Origin of the sequence: Pedobacter cryoconitis (assembly GCF_014200595.1) — a bacterium.
Taxonomy (GTDB): Bacteria; Bacteroidota; Bacteroidia; order Sphingobacteriales; family Sphingobacteriaceae; genus Pedobacter; species Pedobacter cryoconitis_C.
The window spans coordinates 1-17,222 of record NZ_JACHCG010000003.1 but is presented as its reverse complement, the minus strand read 5'-3'; the positions used below and the strand labels follow the sequence as shown (position 1 = coordinate 17,222).

The 17,222-nt window shown below is 40.3% G+C and carries 15 protein-coding genes; 2 read left to right on the top strand and 13 right to left on the bottom strand.

What is annotated here, in order from left to right:
- Positions 1-2: 2 nt before the first annotated feature.
- From HDE70_RS17330 to HDE70_RS17270, 13 genes are all read right to left on the bottom strand, one after another.
- On the bottom strand, positions 3-1,907 hold the full coding sequence (locus tag HDE70_RS17330; RefSeq protein ID WP_183891389.1) for a beta-N-acetylhexosaminidase: 1,905 nt from the start codon (positions 1,905-1,907) through the stop codon (positions 3-5).
- Positions 1,908-2,063: 156 nt separating this feature from the next.
- Complete coding sequence (gene dacB, locus HDE70_RS17325; RefSeq protein WP_183891388.1) at positions 2,064-3,461, bottom strand: D-alanyl-D-alanine carboxypeptidase/D-alanyl-D-alanine-endopeptidase; 1,398 nt, start codon at positions 3,459-3,461, stop codon at positions 2,064-2,066.
- 119 nt (positions 3,462-3,580) lie between these two features.
- Positions 3,581-4,573 (bottom strand): aspartate-semialdehyde dehydrogenase, encoded by a 993-nt coding sequence (locus tag HDE70_RS17320; RefSeq protein WP_183870070.1) that lies wholly within the window; start codon positions 4,571-4,573, stop codon positions 3,581-3,583.
- A 134-nt stretch (positions 4,574-4,707) separates the two neighbouring features.
- The gene (locus HDE70_RS17315; RefSeq protein ID WP_183891387.1) at positions 4,708-5,580 is read right to left on the bottom strand and encodes a sugar phosphate isomerase/epimerase family protein; all 873 of its coding nucleotides are present in this window, start codon (positions 5,578-5,580) and stop codon (positions 4,708-4,710) included.
- Between the two features lie 10 nt (positions 5,581-5,590).
- Positions 5,591-6,493 (bottom strand): hydroxypyruvate isomerase family protein, encoded by a 903-nt coding sequence (locus HDE70_RS17310; RefSeq protein WP_183891386.1) that lies wholly within the window; start codon positions 6,491-6,493, stop codon positions 5,591-5,593.
- Between the two features lie 2 nt (positions 6,494-6,495).
- Positions 6,496-7,743 carry a nucleoside permease gene (locus tag HDE70_RS17305; protein ID WP_183870122.1) on the bottom strand — a complete coding sequence of 416 codons (1,248 nt, stop codon included), beginning with the start codon at positions 7,741-7,743 and terminating at the stop codon, positions 6,496-6,498.
- 44 nt (positions 7,744-7,787) lie between these two features.
- Positions 7,788-8,480 carry a DUF1080 domain-containing protein gene (locus tag HDE70_RS17300; protein ID WP_183870067.1) on the bottom strand — a complete coding sequence of 231 codons (693 nt, stop codon included), beginning with the start codon at positions 8,478-8,480 and terminating at the stop codon, positions 7,788-7,790.
- A gap of 20 nt (positions 8,481-8,500) precedes the next feature.
- Positions 8,501-9,958 (bottom strand): Gfo/Idh/MocA family protein, encoded by a 1,458-nt coding sequence (locus HDE70_RS17295; protein ID WP_183870066.1) that lies wholly within the window; start codon positions 9,956-9,958, stop codon positions 8,501-8,503.
- 48 nt (positions 9,959-10,006) lie between these two features.
- Complete coding sequence (locus HDE70_RS17290; protein ID WP_183870065.1) at positions 10,007-10,405, bottom strand: c-type cytochrome; 399 nt, start codon at positions 10,403-10,405, stop codon at positions 10,007-10,009.
- Positions 10,406-10,429: 24 nt separating this feature from the next.
- On the bottom strand, positions 10,430-11,485 hold the full coding sequence (locus tag HDE70_RS17285; RefSeq protein ID WP_183870064.1) for a sugar phosphate isomerase/epimerase family protein: 1,056 nt from the start codon (positions 11,483-11,485) through the stop codon (positions 10,430-10,432).
- Between the two features lie 6 nt (positions 11,486-11,491).
- Entirely contained in the window at positions 11,492-12,649 is a 1,158-nt protein-coding gene (locus HDE70_RS17280) for a Gfo/Idh/MocA family protein (protein ID WP_183870063.1), read from the bottom strand.
- Entirely contained in the window at positions 12,649-14,349 is a 1,701-nt protein-coding gene (locus HDE70_RS17275) for a GMC oxidoreductase (RefSeq protein ID WP_183870062.1), read from the bottom strand. Before HDE70_RS17275 ends, HDE70_RS17280 begins: the two co-directional genes overlap by 1 nt.
- A gap of 16 nt (positions 14,350-14,365) precedes the next feature.
- Positions 14,366-15,019, bottom strand: a complete 654-nt coding sequence (locus tag HDE70_RS17270; protein WP_183870061.1) for a gluconate 2-dehydrogenase subunit 3 family protein — start codon at positions 15,017-15,019, stop codon at positions 14,366-14,368.
- 281 nt (positions 15,020-15,300) lie between these two features.
- On the opposite strand from HDE70_RS17270, the gene HDE70_RS17265 reads away from it, so the two are divergent.
- Complete coding sequence (locus tag HDE70_RS17265; RefSeq protein WP_183870060.1) at positions 15,301-16,251, top strand: NAD-dependent epimerase/dehydratase family protein; 951 nt, start codon at positions 15,301-15,303, stop codon at positions 16,249-16,251.
- Between the two features lie 18 nt (positions 16,252-16,269).
- Positions 16,270-16,995, top strand: coding sequence for a YebC/PmpR family DNA-binding transcriptional regulator (locus tag HDE70_RS17260; RefSeq protein ID WP_183870059.1), 726 nt, complete (start codon positions 16,270-16,272; stop codon positions 16,993-16,995).
- Positions 16,996-17,222: the final 227 nt, after the last annotated feature.

Below are 17,222 nucleotides of genomic sequence, written 5' to 3'. Positions count from 1 at the left end.
GCTTATCTTTTTCCTGCTCTTTTATTTAAATCATCAACAGCTATAGTTAACAATCTGCCGATCGCCTGTTTACCTCTGTAGGTAATCACACGCATTTGATTGGCATCCTTGGGGATGACCACTTTCTCTGTATATTTTGGATAAAATCTATCCGGGGTCGAATTGTCAAAGCTGTAATAAATATCCAGTCCATCAATTTCGGTAGTCAGTTCAACCATCACCTGTTTATCGGCGGTTCTGCTTGCTTTGACGATAGGATCATAAATTGCTGGTGAATATTTAGTTTCGGCAATGTCCATTCTATGAAAATGCTGCTCAACTTTACCCGTGAAATTAGTCCAGTTTTTCTTCTCTTTCGGAGACCATACAGATTCTGCAATCGCATAACCTCTTGGCCAGGTCATATATTCTGCCTGACGGATATTATAAACTTGTTCTGCCCATAAATTACCCTGTCCTCCTTTGATATATTTAGGATCTGCTCCGGCCGGAACAGGATCAAATTCATAAGCTTTGCCTAAACGAACAGTGTTATAGACTTTAGATTCGGAGGTCACATCACCCTGCATCAAATCAAGGTAGTTAGTCCCCTGTGGGCTCATTACAACCTCATGCTTAGCACGGGAAGCCTCTATACCGAATTTTGGACTTCTCCAGCTCATCACTGCTGCACCTGCTGGTATATCACTCTCCATAATCTCATCCCAGCCCATAAATTTCTTGCCTTTCGACTCTACAATTTTCTCTACTCTCTTTTCGAAATACCCCTGAACCTGGTGTATATCTTTTAAACCTTCTCTTAACATCAAAGCCTTAATTGCATCACTTTTCTGCCAGTAATTTATCGGAGCTTCATCACCGCCCATATGAATATATTCAAAAGGAAATAATGCGGCAACCTGTGTAATCACAGTATCCAGAAAAGCATAAACTTTTTCATTGGCCGGACATAAGGTATTATCTACCAATGCAATTGGAGGGGCACCTTTTGACCAGTCCATAATACGTTCTCCTGAACGTACACGGTAAGTTTCTGCACCCGGGGTACAAGATAGTTCCGGATAAGATACAACTGCTGCCAGGCTATGTCCGGGAACATCGATCTCTGGTAAAATATCTACAAATCTGTCTTTGGCATATTTAATCAGTTCTCTCACATCGTCCTGCGTATAAAAACCACCATAAGTACGGGGTTCATCAGCTCCTGGTGTACTGAAAGTACCGAAGTCACCTACTTTTTTAACATTCCATGCACCTACCTCAGTTAATTTTGGCAAACCTTTAATTTCCAGTCTCCAGCCCTCATCATCGGTCAGGTGAAGATGAAGCAGGTTAAACTTATAGCGGACCATTGCATCAATGTATTGCTTTACTTCTTGTTTCGTGAAAAAGTGGCGGGCTACATCAAACATTAACCCTCTCCAGGCTACCCGTGGATAGTCAGTAACTTCTACACACGGAATTTTCCAGGTTACCCCTTCAACCAGCTCTTTGGATTCTATTTCTTTTGGGAAAAGCTGTAATAAACTTTGAACACCATAAAACAGTCCGGCAGCCTGATTCGCTTTAATGACGATCATCGCTGGCGTTACCGAAAGCTGATAACCTTCATTGCCTAAAGTTGCATCTGGTCTGGGATTGAGTACTAATCTGATTGTTCCTGTAGCCTGTGTATGTGCAAATTCAGCAACAAACTTACCCGTAGGAACGGATAGTTTTTCCTTCAGGTAATCCACTACGAATTTCATCTCCGGAGTAGCTAAAACAACTACTTTATCTGGTAAAGTGAAAGAACCATTGGTCTTTAACAAAGAAACCGGCTCAGGAATTATTGAAAACTCAGGTGGTCTGCTGGTGAAATTAGTATTGCTATCTATAACTGAAGAAGTAGAAGTTCCGGATCCCATTTGTTGACTATATGTGCTTGTGTAAAAAAGAAGGCAGCATATAAAAGGTAAGAATTTATTCATAAAATGAAGAGGGGCTTGTGCTTGTGAAATTGGTAAAAGGTTGCAATTTAGCAATTTGTGGATAAATACGGGGTTTCTGTGGAGAAAATATTGTTATTTAAGGGCATCCAGCACTTTGAACAGTTTGCTATTGATTCCAGAGCCTGAATAATTGTTAATATTAATCACAACTACATATTTACTGCCATTATCGGCTGTATAATAGCCTGCAAATGCAGAAACATCATTGATTGTACCACTTTTTAACTTCATTCCGTTGTATTCTGGTAAAGATTTATAGAAATCCGGGAACCAGTTTTCCTGTTGTACCTGGAAAAGGATATTGGCCATGGCCGAAGTTGTTACCCTGGTGGCTGGTGAAAGCCCGCTGCCATCAATAATGTTCAAAGCATTTTTGTCAAAGCCTTTTGCTGCCCAGAATTTAACCTCTGCGGCTGCACCATTGCTTGTCGTAGCAGCAACGCCCGATTTCCAGGCTATAGTTCTTAAAAGATGTTCAGCATATAAATTGATACTTTTTTTATTTAACCAGTAAACAATCTCAGGCAAAGCAGGAGAGGTTATCGTACTCAGATTTTGCTTGATTGCTGGTAAAGGTAATTTAGCAGCGGAAAGCTGACGGCTTGTTACCGGAGCTTCAGTAACCTGTATCCCGGCTTTAGCTAAAGTATCTTTCAGGCGAAATGCCGCTTCGTAAGCCGGATCAGGTAATGCTGCTGCAATGCCCTGTTTTTGTATATCTGTTGCCCATGTGCCCCTCAGGTAAGCTATATTTGATAACGGCGGGAGGTAAGCATAAGCATGATCTCCACTGCCTGCCATACCTGGTTTTAATTCGTTAACTATAGTGAGGTATGGCATTTCTGGAACAGTTTTAAGGACTGAAACCGGATTTCCCGGACGGAGTTTAATGTCGAATTGATTTTCTCTCCAGCTTAGGGCAGAAGTGCCGGCACCATAATAATTACCAAGATCCTGCCATATCCAGCCATCAGGTGCAGACTGCGTACCCCAGACACCATCATCACCAATTACTTTACCCTCAACTTTTTTAATACCTGCTGCTTTGATTGCAGCTACCCATTGCGCTAATACAATACTCTCTTTACTGGTTGCATAACGGGGAGAACCCAGGGTAGGGTCGCCGCCGCCTGTGATCATCAAATCTCCCTTTAAGGTGCCATCAGCACTAATGCTCCCGCTATAGCCCAGCGTAGTTTGATAATGGAAATCTTTGCCTAAAATGGAGAATGCAGTTGCTGAAGTGATTGTTTTTAGCGTAGAAGCAGTAGCAAGGCCGATGTTTTCATTCTTTGCATACAATTGTTTTCCTGTTTTGGCATCTAAAACACAGATGGAAGCAATCGCATACTTTGCTTGCTTATCTTCTGATAATGTATTAAAGGATTGTGTTAACTTTTGTACAGGGCTCTGTGCAAAAGAAAAACTGTGCGAAAGCACAAACAAGAATACTATTGATTTTTTTAACATCTGTATCGGATAAATCTATTGCAAATAACGGGAAAGCAAAAGACTAATAACAAAAAATGTGGTGTTATTCCAGCATTTTGCCAGATTAACACCACATCCTGTATTTTTAAAGAACCGGATCAGATCAGTTCTTTTCTTAGTAAAAATTCAGCAATCTGCACTGTATTCGTTGCAGCACCTTTACGCAGGTTATCCGCAACAATCCACATATTTACAGTGTTTGGCAAAGATTCGTCTCTTCTGATACGACCTACAAAAACCTCATCTTTTTCATGTGCGTCTTTTGGCATAGGGTATTTAAGATTTGCAATATCATCCACTACAATAATACCTTCTGTTTTCTCTAAAATTGACCTGATCTCAGCGACATCAAAATCACTCTCAAACTCTATGTTCACAGATTCTGAGTGACCACCCATTACAGGGATCCTTACCGTTGTTGCGGTCACGCGGATGCTATCGTCGCCCATAATTTTACGGGTTTCTTTAATCATTTTCATTTCCTCTTTAGTATATCCGTTTTCTTCGAATACATCAATCTGAGGAATAACATTTAAGTCGATCTGGTGAGGATAAGCCATCGGGCCATCTAAAATACCTTTACGCTCATTCATCATTTGCTCCACAGCTTTAACACCAGTTCCGGTAACAGACTGGTAAGTAGAAACAACTACACGTTTAATTCTGTATTTATCATGTAATGGTTTTAAAGCCACTACCATTTGTATCGTTGAACAGTTCGGGTTAGCAATGATTTTATCATCAATTGATAATTCGTGTCCATTAACCTCTGGTACAATCAGTTTCTTAGATGGATCCATGCGCCATGCAGATGAATTATCAATTACCGTTGTTCCTGCTTCTGCAAATAAAGGAGCATATTTTAAGGAAGTACTTCCACCCGCAGAGAATAAAGCCACATCAGGTTTCATTGCAATTGCTGTTTCCATGTTAACGACCTTGAACTTCTTACCCTTAAATGTGATTTCTTTACCAACACTCTTCTCAGATGCAACCGGAATTAGTTCGGTCAACGGGAAATTACGCTCTTCTAGTACTTTTAACATAACAGTGCCTACTAAACCAGTAGCACCTACAACTGCAATTTTCATTTTTAATGATTTTATTTAAAGTTTATTAATGATAATATATCATATTTCAAATATGGGAAAAAACTTCGCTTTTTCCTTAGCTTACTGCACAAAAAAAGGCGGGCTTATTTAAGCCCGCCTTTTAAATACATTATTTATAAGATTGACTTTTTGACGTAATCTGCACTTTGCTTAATACTCACATATGGATCAATGCTGTAGTTCTCCTGTTCTACAATCAGGTGTTTTAATCCTGCTAGTTTAGCGCCTTTATAGATTGCCTTAAAGTCAATCTTTCCAGAGCCTACTTCTGTATTAATCGTATTGTCAACCTTGTCCATATCCTTTACATGCCACATTGGGAAACGTCCCGGGTGATCAGTAAATAATTTGATCGGATCATTACCTGATCTTACAACCCAGTATAAGTCCATTTCAAACTTAACAGCTTTTGGATCTGTTTCTTTTAAAAGGATGTCATAACCCGTAGTTTCTCCGTATTTTACAAACTCAAAGTTATGGTTATGGTAACCCAGGCCCAGTCCGCTTGCTTTACAGATCGCTGAAGCTTCATTTAATCTGGCTGCAACTTTTTTCCAGTCATCTTCTGTTTTACGCAGGTTATCTCCTAAATAAGGAACTACGATATAACTGCTGCCAATTGTATTCGCTGCTTCGATATAACTTTTAAGCTCATCTGCATTACCAGTTGAAATGAAATGATCCATTCCATAATGTCCGCTTGGTGCAGTTAATCCATTATTTGATAGTAAAGTTTTAAAAGCTTTAGGATCTAAACCCCAGTACTTATCTTTTAATGAATAACCATAAGTTTCTACTTCTTTATAGCCAGCCTTTGCAACTTTAGCAATGGTTCCAGCTACATCAGCCGGCAACTGTGCTCTTAATGAATATAGTTGTAAACCAACAACTTTAGCCGGGGCAGCAGCAAAGGTTAGTGAGGGTAAGACCACAGCACCTGCCGCAGCTAAACCCGCCTGTTTGATGAAATTTCTTCTTGAGTTCATAATTAAATCTTTATAAGTCACAAATTTTAACCGCGTTTCTTAAGGACTGAAGTTTATCCTTCTGTTTAGGAATAAATTCCTGTGCGATGTATCCTTTAAAACCTGTTGCCAGGATAGCTTTGATGATTGCAGGATAAAAAAGCTCCTGCGTATCATCTATTTCATTCCTGCCGGGTACACCAGCAGTATGGTAATGTGCAATATACGGATGATAAGTCCTGATGTTATGAATAACGTCACCTTCATCAATTTGCATATGATAAATGTCGTATAGTAATTTAAAGTTCTCTGAACCCAGTCTTTTAGCCAGTTCAGCACCCCATGCAGTATGATCACACTGATAATCTTTATGATCAACTTTACTATTCAATAATTCCATCACCAGTACTACATTGTGTTTCTCAGCAAGCCCGATCACCTGCTTTAATCCTTCCACACAATTATTCCAGCCTTCTTCATCAGTTTTGCCTCTGCGGCTTCCGCTAAAACAAATCAGGTTTTTATAACCAGCTTCTGCTACCAGCGGAATCATTTTAGCATAATTCTCTATCAATTTAGGATGAAACGTTTTATCATTCCAGCCATCGGTCAAATTAATCTCTGCGCCATTACACATCGAAGAATACAACCCATGTTTCTTCAAAACAGGCCATTCAGCAGGCCCCACGAGGTCTATTGCTTTCAAGCCCATTCCTTTAACGGCGATACAAAGTTCGTCCAACTCAATATCACTAAAACACCAGCGGCAAACAGAATGGTTTACATTCCCTTTTAAAGGAGCGTTACTCTTTATAGGAGCATTGTCTGATTCGCGTTCCGCAGCATAGGATGGCATCGCAGAAGACAGTCCCAAAATTGCTGAACCTGTAATCATTGTTTTCAGTGCATTTCTGCGGCTTTGACCGGTTGCCATCCTTAAACCTCGTTAAATTGGGTGTCCACAACTCTTTTACGCTTTTCATTAAAGAAAAGAGTGAAAAGTAAGAATACAACCAGTGCAATTCCCGCAGGGATAATCCAGACCATTTTCCAGTCTACAGAGCCATCAACTAATTTATAGCTGTCAGTAATCATACCAGCAACTTTGAAGCCAATCAGCATCCCTACACCATAAGTAGCCAGAGTAATTAAACCCTGAGCAGCACTTTTATATTTTTCTCCAGCTCTTGAATTCGTGTAAATCTGACCTGATACAAAGAAGAAGTCATAACATACACCATGTAAAGCAATACCAATAATTAACATAAAGCTTAATTCACCAGCATTACCATAAGCGAATAAAGCATAACGAACTGCCCATGCAATCATGCCGACCAGGATAGTTGCTTTAAAACCGAACCTTTTAAAGAACACAGGGATCATTAAAAGAAATAAGGCTTCTGATACTTGCCCGATTGCCATTTTTCCAGTAGGTTCCTCTACACCAATATTAGATAAGAAAAGATTTGCATTCTGATAATAGAAAGCCAGAGGAATACAGATTAAGATCGCCGATACAAAGAAGATCGCAAAGTTTTTATCCTTTAATAACTTCAAGGCATCTAAACCTAAAATATCCGAGATCTTGATTTTTTCCCCTTTAGCCACTTTTGGTGGTGTTTTTGGCAGTGCAAAACTAAACAAACCTAAAACCAGAGAAGCTATCCCAGCCATTGCAAACGTGTTTTTCAGCATACCTGAGTCCATATGGGCTTTAGAATCCCAAACAAACAGGTAACTGATACATAACCCGGCAACAATCCATCCGATAGTACCCCAGAATCTGATATTTGAAAACTCTTTTTCAGCATCTTTCATCTGGTTAAATGAGACCGAGTTCACTAAAGCCAGGGTAGGCATGAACAGGATCATATAACCTAAAACATAAGGATAGAATACATTTACGTCCGTAGCTGTATACATCTGGTACATTAATACCGCTCCGATCAGATGCAGCACACCAAGAATTTTCTCAGCGTTAAAGAATCTGTCGGCAATCAGTCCGATAATAAATGGGGCAATAATCGCTCCCCACGACTGCGTAGAGAATACAGCAGCTGAGTCTGCACCTGTAGCGTGCAGGTTTTTTTCTAAGAAAGTACCCAGCGTAACAAACCATGAACCCCAGATAAAGAACTCCAGGAACATCATAGTTGATAATTTAATACGGGTATTGATATTCATCATATAGTTTAAATGTTTTTAAGGTGTATCAGAATTTAATATACTTACAATTCTTTGATCATAATATTACGGAACCAAACTTCGTCCCCATGATCTTGTAATGCAATTTTTCCTTTTGTAAAGGTTCCAAAACCATCCCATTTAGCAAACTTGCTTCCTGCGATCAGTGCTTTCCAGTTCTCATCGAACTGTGTAGTTGAAACTGTTTTTACGCCATTCAATATAAACTCTAATTTGCCTTTATTGCTAATAATTTCGGCAGTATTCCATTGCCCCACTGGTTTAACAGGTTCTGAACTGCTTTTTACCAGGTCGTACAAATCACCTGCACGGTGTTTGATAATCTTTCCATCAGGGTGACCATCATTATCAATTACCTGCATTTCAGGACCAGTACTGTAAGTTTGATTGTATTTCTCCGGATTTTCGTTGATATGGAATAAAATACCACTATTAGATTTAGGAGCCACTTTCCAGTCAATTTTCAAATGGAAGTTTGCATATTCTTTATCCGTTACTAAATCACCATCATCTTTTTGTTTAGACTTAGGATCAAGATGTATCGCACCATTTTCAACTTTCCATCCTTTTCCGACAGAAGTTTTGCCATAGCTATGCCATCCCTTAGTTGTTTTTCCATCAAACAAAGAAGTAAACCCTTTTTTTGAACTTTGAGCTTGTGCATTAAAGCCAATCATTGTAAATACCAGTATCGCAGAAATCGCGTAAGTCTTCATATAAGTTGTTTTAGATAAAATTAAGCTCCCAGTGTCCATCCTTTGCGATATTCGCGTTTGACGTACTGGTTTACAGCATCAAAATTGGTAACTTTCATATTGTCATTATCCCATAACAGTTTGATATTTCTGCCAGGATAACTGATTTTTCCATTCGCATCTTTGCGTTGTACATCATTTGCCCTGATGGCAAGATTAGCCATTAATAAAGCTTCAGTAAGCGGGCCTGCAATTTCGAACGGAGAACTCAGCTCTTTTTTGCCATGACCAGCGATACAAGCCTCAACCCATTGCGCATAATGACCTTCTGCACCATTCGGTACACGGGCAAATTTCTCAGGAACTTTAATGTCTTTATTGCGGCTCAATGGTAAAAGACGAGGATTTGCACTATAAGTTTCACTCATCATTTTTCCTTTTGTTCCGATAAATAACGTTCCGTTACCACCGTCACCAAATACTTCATTCGCTTCCAGTTCTTCCGGACGCGTTGGCTGAATACCACCATCCATCCAATGTACAGTAACATCACCCTGAGTCTTAGCGGTTTTAGGGAATTTTAACGTCACATGACTTGAAGGCGGGCAACTATCCGGGAAATAACCACGTTTAAATTCATCCACATAAACAGAACCCACACTGGCTTCAACCTCAGCAGCATATTTTAAACCAAGCACACTAAAAGGAGCTTCCAGCAAATGGCAACCCATATCTCCTAATGCACCAGTTCCATAATCCCACCAGCCTCTCCAGTTAAAAGGAACAAGCTTTTCTACGTAATCCTTGTAAGGAGCACTGTTCAGCCATAAATCCCAATCCAGGTTTTTAGGAATGTCCGCTTTATTTGCAGACCATGGAATACCTTGCGGCCATACCGGACGGTCTGTCCACGCATAAACAGTATGTACATCCCCAATCAGGCCTGCATCATACCATTCCTTCATTTGACGGGGGCCATCATTTGATGCGCCCTGGTTACCCATTTGTGTAACCACTTTATATTTTTTGGCTGCTTCAGTTAACTTTCTGGCTTCATAAATATCATGAGTCAGTGGTTTTTGAACATAAACATGTTTACCCAGCTGCATTGCTGCAAGGGCAATCATAGCATGACTATGGTCTGGTGTAGAAACACTAACCGCATCAAAGTTTTTATGTTCTTTATCCAGTAACTCGCGCCAGTCTTTATAAAACTTAGCTTTAGGGAAGCTTTTCACTGATCCCGCAGCTCTGTTTGTATCTACATCACATAAGAATCCGATATCTGCTTTTCCGCTTTTGGCAAAATTTGCAATATCCGAACCACCTTTCCCACCTGCACCAACTCCTGCTACTATTAATCTGTCACTCGGTGCTATAAATCCATTGCCGCCCAGTACATGACGGGGCACAATCATAAATGAAGCTGCGGCTATTGCTGTTGTCTTAAGAAATGAACGCCTGTTAGACGCGTCTATCTCTTTGTTGGTTTTTTCCATGCTTAATACTATTTGGTTAGATAGGGGTATGTTGGTGTTCCGGAGAACTTATTTTTTCAGTGACAAGATCCAGGTCACCATTTGTTTAGCGTCCTCTTTGCTTAAGTTAGGGTGAGGAGTCATTGGCAGATCACCCCATGTTCCTTTACTTCCTGCAATCACTACATCAGCTAATTTATTGATGTTTTCTTCGCTTGAAGGATATTTTGCTGCGATATCTACATAGGCAGGCCCGATTACCTTTTGAGTTTTGTTATGGCAGCCGATACAATCTGCTGTAGCTATTAGTTTTTCACCAGGCAACATTTCTGATGGAGTTTGTGCTTTTACCGTAGTTTCAGTATCTGTTGAAGCTGCTGTAGTTGATCCTTCAGTAGTAGATCCCGGATTTCCGCAAGATGCTATTGCTAAACTAATACATCCCAAAATTAACAGTGTCTTTTTCATTGTGTGTGTTTTTGTGTTTACTATTTATTTTATACCTAATATTTGTTTGTTGAATTCTGAATCTGCACCTGTCGCAGCGAAATCATCAAATGCTCTGGTTGTGACCGGAATGATGTGGTTTTTAATAAACTCAACACCTTCTCTTGCGCCAGTCTCAGAATCTTTAATACAGCATTCCCATTCCATTACTGCCCAGCCTTTAAAATCATACTGTGCCAGCTTACTGAAGATAGTTTTGAAATCTACCTGTCCATCTCCCGGAGAACGGTAACGGCCTGCGCGGTTTGCCCAGCTTTGGTAACCGCCAAAAGTACCTTGTCTGCCAGTCGCGTTAAATTCTGCATCCTTTACATGGAAAGCTTTAATTCTTTCATGATAAAGATCAATATATTGGATGTAATCCAGTTGTTGTAATACAAAGTGTGACGGATCATATAATAAACATGCTCTCGGATGGAAATTTACCTGCTCTAAAAACATCTCATACGTTATCCCGTCAAATAAATCTTCACCAGGGTGGATCTCATAACAAACATCTACACCACAAGTATCAAATTCATTTAGTATCGGTAACCAGCGGCGGGCAAGTTCCTTAAAACCTTCCTCGACTAATCCTTCTGGTCTTTGCGGCCATGGATGAAACATATGCCATAAAAGTGAACCACTAAAAGTAGCATGTGCATTCAAACCAAGATTCTGGGAAGCTTTGGCTGCATATTTCAGCTGCTGTACTGCCCACTCTGTTCTGGCCACAGGGTTATTCTGGTAAGCAGCTGGTGCAAAACCATCAAATACCTTATCATAAGCAGGATTAACTGCGACTAACTGACCTTGAATATGTGTAGAAAGTTCTGTGATTTCCAGACCGTATGAATTGATTTTTCCTTTCAGTTCGTCCGCATAGGTTTTACTTTCTGCTGCTTGCTGCAAATCAATAAATCTGTTGTCCAGGGTAGGCATTTGTATACCTTTAAACCCTAAATCTGCTGCCCATTGACAAATCCCGTCAAGGGAATTGAACGGGGCCTGGTCTCCAATAAACTGGGCTAAAAAAACTGCTGGTCCTTTGATTGTTGTCATCGTTATTTATATTTTAAAATCAAACCATTTCTGATCTGACAGCCCTGAGGCTACTACATTTTCTATAAATGCCATTCCACGTACACCATCCTCTACACCAGGGAAATCTAACATCTCCGGAGTAGGGGTTTCACCTTGCAGCTTTGCTTTTAAAGTTAACGCGAAATTTCGGTAAATGTTCGCAAAAGCTTCCAGATAACCTTCAGGGTGCCCGGCTGGTGTTCTTGCATTAAATTGTGCCGCCGGGGTTAAATAACCTTGTCCCGAACGATAGAGTTGAGCAGGTGCATCCAGCCATTTTACTTTCAGCGTATTCGGTTCTTCCTGGTGCCATTCCAGGCTCCCTTTTTCCCCGTAAACTTTAATCTTTAATGCATTTTCCTCTCCCGCAGCAATCTGTGAAGCCACTAAAACTCCATTCGCACCATTGTCGAACTTCAGCAATACGTTTCCATCATCATCAAGCGCGCGGCCATCTACCATAATATTCAGATCTGCACAGATTTTTGTAATCTCCAGACCTGAAATATATTCGGCAAGCTGTGCAGCATGTGTTCCGATGTCACCCATACAGCCACTGATCCCGCTTTTCGAAGGATCGGTTCTCCACGCAGACTGTTTATTGCCATCGCGTTCAGAAGGTAAACTTAACCAGCCCTGAGGATACTCTACCAGGATTTTTCTGATTTTCCCGAAAGCATTATCCTTTACCATCTGGCGCGCCTGTTTAACCATCGGATAACCAGAATAGGTATAGGTCAGCGCTAAAGTCAAACCTGTTTCCAATACTTTAGCCCTGAGTAGTTTAGCCTCTGCCAGTGTTAAACTGATCGGCTTGTCAATAACCACGTGGAAACCATGTTCCAATGCCATCATTGCAGGTGCGAAATGTGCAAAATTTGGCGTAACAATGGTTACAAAATGCATTCGTGTAGTTGCAGGCAGGAGACTCTCTTTTTCGATCATCTCCTGGTAAGTCCCGTAATTTCTATCTGCTGCCAGGAACAATAATTCACCTGATTCCTTAGCGGTTTCAGGATTGGAACTTAAAGCTCCGCAAACCAGTTCTATCTGACCATCTATATTGGCTGCAATACGGTGGACGGCGCCTATAAAAGCATTTTTACCGCCACCGATCATCCCCATTCTTATTTTACCGTTCATTAAAGATTACCTTTTTTTAGTTCACTTACTGCAAAATCTGCTGCTCTGGCTGTTAAGGCCATAAAAGTCAGCGAAGGATTTTGACAAGCAATCGATGGCATACAAGATCCATCTGTTACAAATACATTTTTCACTTCATGCATTTGGTTCCATTTATTTAATACTGAAGTTTTAGGGTCATTTCCCATACGGGCTGTTCCTTGCTCATGGATAGCCATACCCGGAGTTGATCCCGCGTCATAAGTTTGTACATTTTTGATCCCTGCTGCTTCAAGCATTTCTGCTGCATCATTCATCATATCAATACGCATTTTTTCTTCGTTACCTTTAAACTCACAGTCAATAGCCAATACCGGCATTCCCCATTTATCTTTTTTGGTTTTATCGATATAAACTCTGTTTTCATGGTAAGGAAGAGATTCACCGAAACCGCCTAATCCCATTTTCCAGGCACCTGGCTGCGTCATCAGATCTTTAAAGTCGCCGCCAAAAGCAAGTTCAGCAACATCTTTATGCCATCCTGTACGGCTTGCACCACCCTGATAACCGAATCCACGTAAATAATCACGTTTATCGCTACCCATATTCTGGTATCTTGGTACATATATACCGTTCGCCCTGCGGCCGTAAGTATATTTGTCGTCAAAACCCTCCGCATCTCCCGAAGCACCGCAACGGAAATGGTGATCCATTAAATTGTGTCCAAGCTCACCACTACCATTACCTAAACCATTAGGATGTTCAGCAGAAGTGGAATTTAACAATAAGAAGGTACTACCTAAAGTAGAGCCATTTACAAAGACAATCTTTGCAAAATATTCTATATTTTCTTTAGTTTCTGAATCGATGATGACTACACCTGTTGCCTTCTGTGTTTCTTTATCATAAACAATATGATCAACTAAAGAGAAAGGGCGTAAAGTAAGGTTTCCAGTAGCTACAGCAGCTGGAAGGGTAGAAGACTGTGTACTGAAATAAGCGCCAAAAGGACACCCTCTGCTACATCTGTCACGGTATTGACAACTTCCTCTTCCTCCATGGGGAACAGTCAGATTGGCTGTACGGCCAATAGTCATGATACGTGATTTCTTCCACTTATCTTCTATACGTTTCTTCACATCTTTTTCCACGCAATTCATTTCCATTGGTGGCAGAAAGTGTCCATCAGGTAAAGCCGGCCAGTTTTCTACCTGACCACTAATTCCTGCAAACTTTTCTACATGGTCATACCACGGACTTAAGTCTTTATATCTGATTGGCCAATCATTACCATGACCATCCTTTTTATTGTCTTCAAAGTTCAGATCACTGAAGCGGTAACTTTGACGGCCCCACATCAATGATTTTCCACCTACGTGAAATCCGCGGTACCAGTCAAAACGTTTTACCTCTGTATACGGACATTCGTGGTCATTTACCCAGAAGCTCTCATTGAATTCCTGGTAAGGATAATCACGCTTTTGTACTGGGTGTGCGTCTTTTTGTGCTTCAGTTAATTTACCACGGTGTTCAAACTCCCATGGTTTTTTCATTGCTGTAGTATAGTCTTTTATATGTTCAATGTTTCTGCCGCGTTCAAGTAACAGAACTTTAAGTCCTTTTTCAGTAAGTTCTTTTGCTGCCCATCCTCCACTTATTCCTGATCCGACTACGATAGCATCGTATGTATTTTGTGCGGTTGCTTTTGTGTTTAAATTCATGTGTTTTGTAAATAGATTAAGAAGAATAAACTTTTTGTCCAGGTTTTAAATCGACGCAGCCATTGTAACGGCCGGGAACGTCAATGTATTCTAACGCCTGTGTAGCGCCGATTTCTGAGGTGAAATAACCTAGCAGGGTTAAATCTCTCGCGATGGCAAAAAAGTAAGATGGGCCTTGTGGTCCATATTTAGCAGCTTTAACAGTATTTGTTAATGCTTTTCCAGTTCCTTTCGCTTTTTCTGCGGCTGCGGCTTTTTCGCCATCAGCTTTCTGAGCAGCAACCGTCTCATCTCTTACTTTTCCAAGTAACTCTCCGCGTTCTTTTACCGAAATTTTAAGGAACGAATTATTGTATTGTTTTTTAGAACGGGCTTCCAGATCTTCAAGGCCTTTGACAAAAACGTCCTGTGCCTCTTTAGGATAACAATCCCTAACCATCATTGAAATCCATGGTCCAACGCCTGCTGCTTTTGCACCTGGTGTTTTTGTAGATGGGATAATAATGTCTGCTACTTCAGTGATCAACTGGTCCTGATCTGCTGAAAATAGTCCCGATCCTTTTTTAGTAGAAGGGGTGTTACAGCTGTCAAGAAATACTCCGATTGTAGTAGCAGATAATGCGCCTCCCATTAAAAAGGCAATGTTTCTGACTGCGTCTCTTCTTTCCATACTTTGATATTTGGTTATTTAAGGTGTTGTTTATACACTATCAACTACTAAAAATAGAAAAAAAATAGACGTAACGAACAAAATATTGGTATTTAATTCTCAATATTCTTGCTTTTGTTACACCCTATATTCATTCTAAATAAGGATTTAGCAAAAGGGTGTCCAAACACCGTTTTAAGGGCTGTTTTCACACCGCTTATTAAATATAAACAATCCCTGTGTAAAAACATTTTTCAACAGGTTTCGTGCAATTTTTTACCTTTGCCAAAATCAAAAGACCAATGACCGAAAAAATACTAGTATTAGGCTCTAATGGGCAGATAGGAACTGAACTGGTGACTGCACTGCGCAAAACTTATGGTGAAGACAATGTAGTGGCCTGTGATATCCGACGTCCTGATTATGACATTAAGAATTCAGGACCTTTTGAGTTCGTTAATGTTTTAGAGAAGGATACTTTAAATACCATTTTTAATAAATATAAACCTAGTCAGGTTTATTTGCTGGCTGCCTTACTATCGGCTACCGGTGAGCAGAATCCAAAACTTGCCTGGGACCTGAACATGAATGGTCTGCTGAATATTCTTGACCTGGCGATAGTGTATAAAACTGCTAAAGTTTACTGGCCAAGCTCGATTGCGGTATTCGGGCCTAACTCTCCGAAGGATCAAACTGAACAATACTGTGTGATGGATCCAAATACTGTTTATGGAATCAGTAAATTAGCAGGTGAAAGATGGTGTGAGTATTACCATCAGAAATTTGGTCTTGATGTACGCAGTATCCGTTACCCAGGTTTAATTAGCTGGAAAGCTGCTCCGGGTGGTGGTACAACGGATTATGCAATACATATTTTTCATGATGCATTAAAGAAAGCGAGTTATGCTTCTTTCCTTTCTGCTGAAACGGAATTACCAATGATGTATATGGATGATGCGATCCGTGGAACAATAGAATTGATGGATGCTCCGGCAGACCGTATTTCTATTCGTTCGAGCTACAACTTTGCCGGTGTAAGTTTTACGCCTGAAACTTTGGCAGCGGAAATAAGGAAACATATTCCGGAATTTACATTAACTTATACTGCTAACGATCCCCGTCAACAGATCGCTTCAAGCTGGCCCCGTTCAATGGATGATCAGATTGCAAGACGTGACTGGGGTTGGAAGCCTGAATTTGATCTGTCAAAAATGACGATTGATATGTTAAACAATTTAAAAAAGATAGGGTAAACCTATATAATTTATACCATGGGAAGAGCATTTGAGTTTAGAAAAGAAAGAAAATTTAAGCGTTGGGCTAAAATGGCCGTGCAGTTCACCCGTATAGGGAAAGAGATTGTAATGGCAGTAAAGGACGGTGGTCCGAATCCTGATACGAATTCACGTTTACGTACAGCAATCCAAAACTCTAAAGCGGTAAATATGCCGAAAGACAGAGTGGATGCTGCAATTAAAAGGGCTTCTAATAAGGATGAGAATGGTTACGAGGAGCATGTTTACGAAGGATATGCACTTCATGGTGTAGCTATATTAATCGAAACTGCTACTGATAATACGAACAGAACTGTAGCTAACGTACGTAGTTACTTTAGTAAAACTGGTGGTTCTTTAGGAAAAACCGGTTCTCTGGATTTTATTTTTAACCGTAAGTCTATTTTTAGATTTGTACCGGGGGAGAAGGATCTGGAAGAGCTGGAATTCGAGTTGATCGATGCTGGTTTGGAAGAGCTATATCTGGAGTCTGATGAAGAGGGCAATGATATCGCTGTTGTTCAAACTGCGTTTGAAGATTTTGGTAAGATGCAGAAGGCGCTGGAAGATTTAGGCTTTGAAATGAAAAGCGCGAAATTGGAGAGGATTGCTATGTCCACAACGCCTATTTCTGAAGAACAGGCGCTTGATGTTTTCAAACTTATTGATAAGTTGGAAGATGATGACGATGTACAGGCTGTTTATAACAATATGGCAGAGTAAGAGGAAGGGGGGTATCCTCTGAGTATAAAAAAAACCAGGAAGTAGTTTTCTTCTGACGTTCATGAAGAATGAACAATGTCAGAAAACTTACTTCCTGGTTTTTTTTATTCACATCCGAACTGGGGGAGTTGGGAAAGAAAGAAAGAAAGAAAGAAAGAAAGAAAGAAAGAAAGAAAGAAAGAAAGAAAGAAAGAAAGAAAGAAAGAAAGAAAGAAAGAAAGAAAGAA

Excerpts from the sequence above, each read along its gene's own strand:
- HDE70_RS17330 (WP_183891389.1), bottom strand. The coding sequence starts at position 1,907 with ATGGGATCCGGAACTTCTACTTCTTCAGTTATAGATAGCAATACTAAT.
- dacB (WP_183891388.1), bottom strand. The coding sequence starts at position 3,461 with ATGTTAAAAAAATCAATAGTATTCTTGTTTGTGCTTTCGCACAGTTTT.
- HDE70_RS17320 (WP_183870070.1), bottom strand. The coding sequence starts at position 4,573 with ATGAAAATTGCAGTTGTAGGTGCTACTGGTTTAGTAGGCACTGTTATG.
- HDE70_RS17315 (WP_183891387.1), bottom strand. The coding sequence starts at position 5,580 with ATGAACTCAAGAAGAAATTTCATCAAACAGGCGGGTTTAGCTGCGGCA.
- HDE70_RS17310 (WP_183891386.1), bottom strand. The coding sequence starts at position 6,493 with ATGGCAACCGGTCAAAGCCGCAGAAATGCACTGAAAACAATGATTACA.
- HDE70_RS17305 (WP_183870122.1), bottom strand. The coding sequence starts at position 7,743 with ATGAATATCAATACCCGTATTAAATTATCAACTATGATGTTCCTGGAG.
- HDE70_RS17300 (WP_183870067.1), bottom strand. The coding sequence starts at position 8,480 with ATGAAGACTTACGCGATTTCTGCGATACTGGTATTTACAATGATTGGC.
- HDE70_RS17295 (WP_183870066.1), bottom strand. The coding sequence starts at position 9,958 with ATGGAAAAAACCAACAAAGAGATAGACGCGTCTAACAGGCGTTCATTT.
- HDE70_RS17290 (WP_183870065.1), bottom strand. The coding sequence starts at position 10,405 with ATGAAAAAGACACTGTTAATTTTGGGATGTATTAGTTTAGCAATAGCA.
- HDE70_RS17285 (WP_183870064.1), bottom strand. The coding sequence starts at position 11,485 with ATGACAACAATCAAAGGACCAGCAGTTTTTTTAGCCCAGTTTATTGGA.
- HDE70_RS17280 (WP_183870063.1), bottom strand. The coding sequence starts at position 12,649 with ATGAACGGTAAAATAAGAATGGGGATGATCGGTGGCGGTAAAAATGCT.
- HDE70_RS17275 (WP_183870062.1), bottom strand. The coding sequence starts at position 14,349 with ATGAATTTAAACACAAAAGCAACCGCACAAAATACATACGATGCTATC.
- HDE70_RS17270 (WP_183870061.1), bottom strand. The coding sequence starts at position 15,019 with ATGGAAAGAAGAGACGCAGTCAGAAACATTGCCTTTTTAATGGGAGGC.
- HDE70_RS17265 (WP_183870060.1), top strand. The coding sequence starts at position 15,301 with ATGACCGAAAAAATACTAGTATTAGGCTCTAATGGGCAGATAGGAACT.
- HDE70_RS17260 (WP_183870059.1), top strand. The coding sequence starts at position 16,270 with ATGGGAAGAGCATTTGAGTTTAGAAAAGAAAGAAAATTTAAGCGTTGG.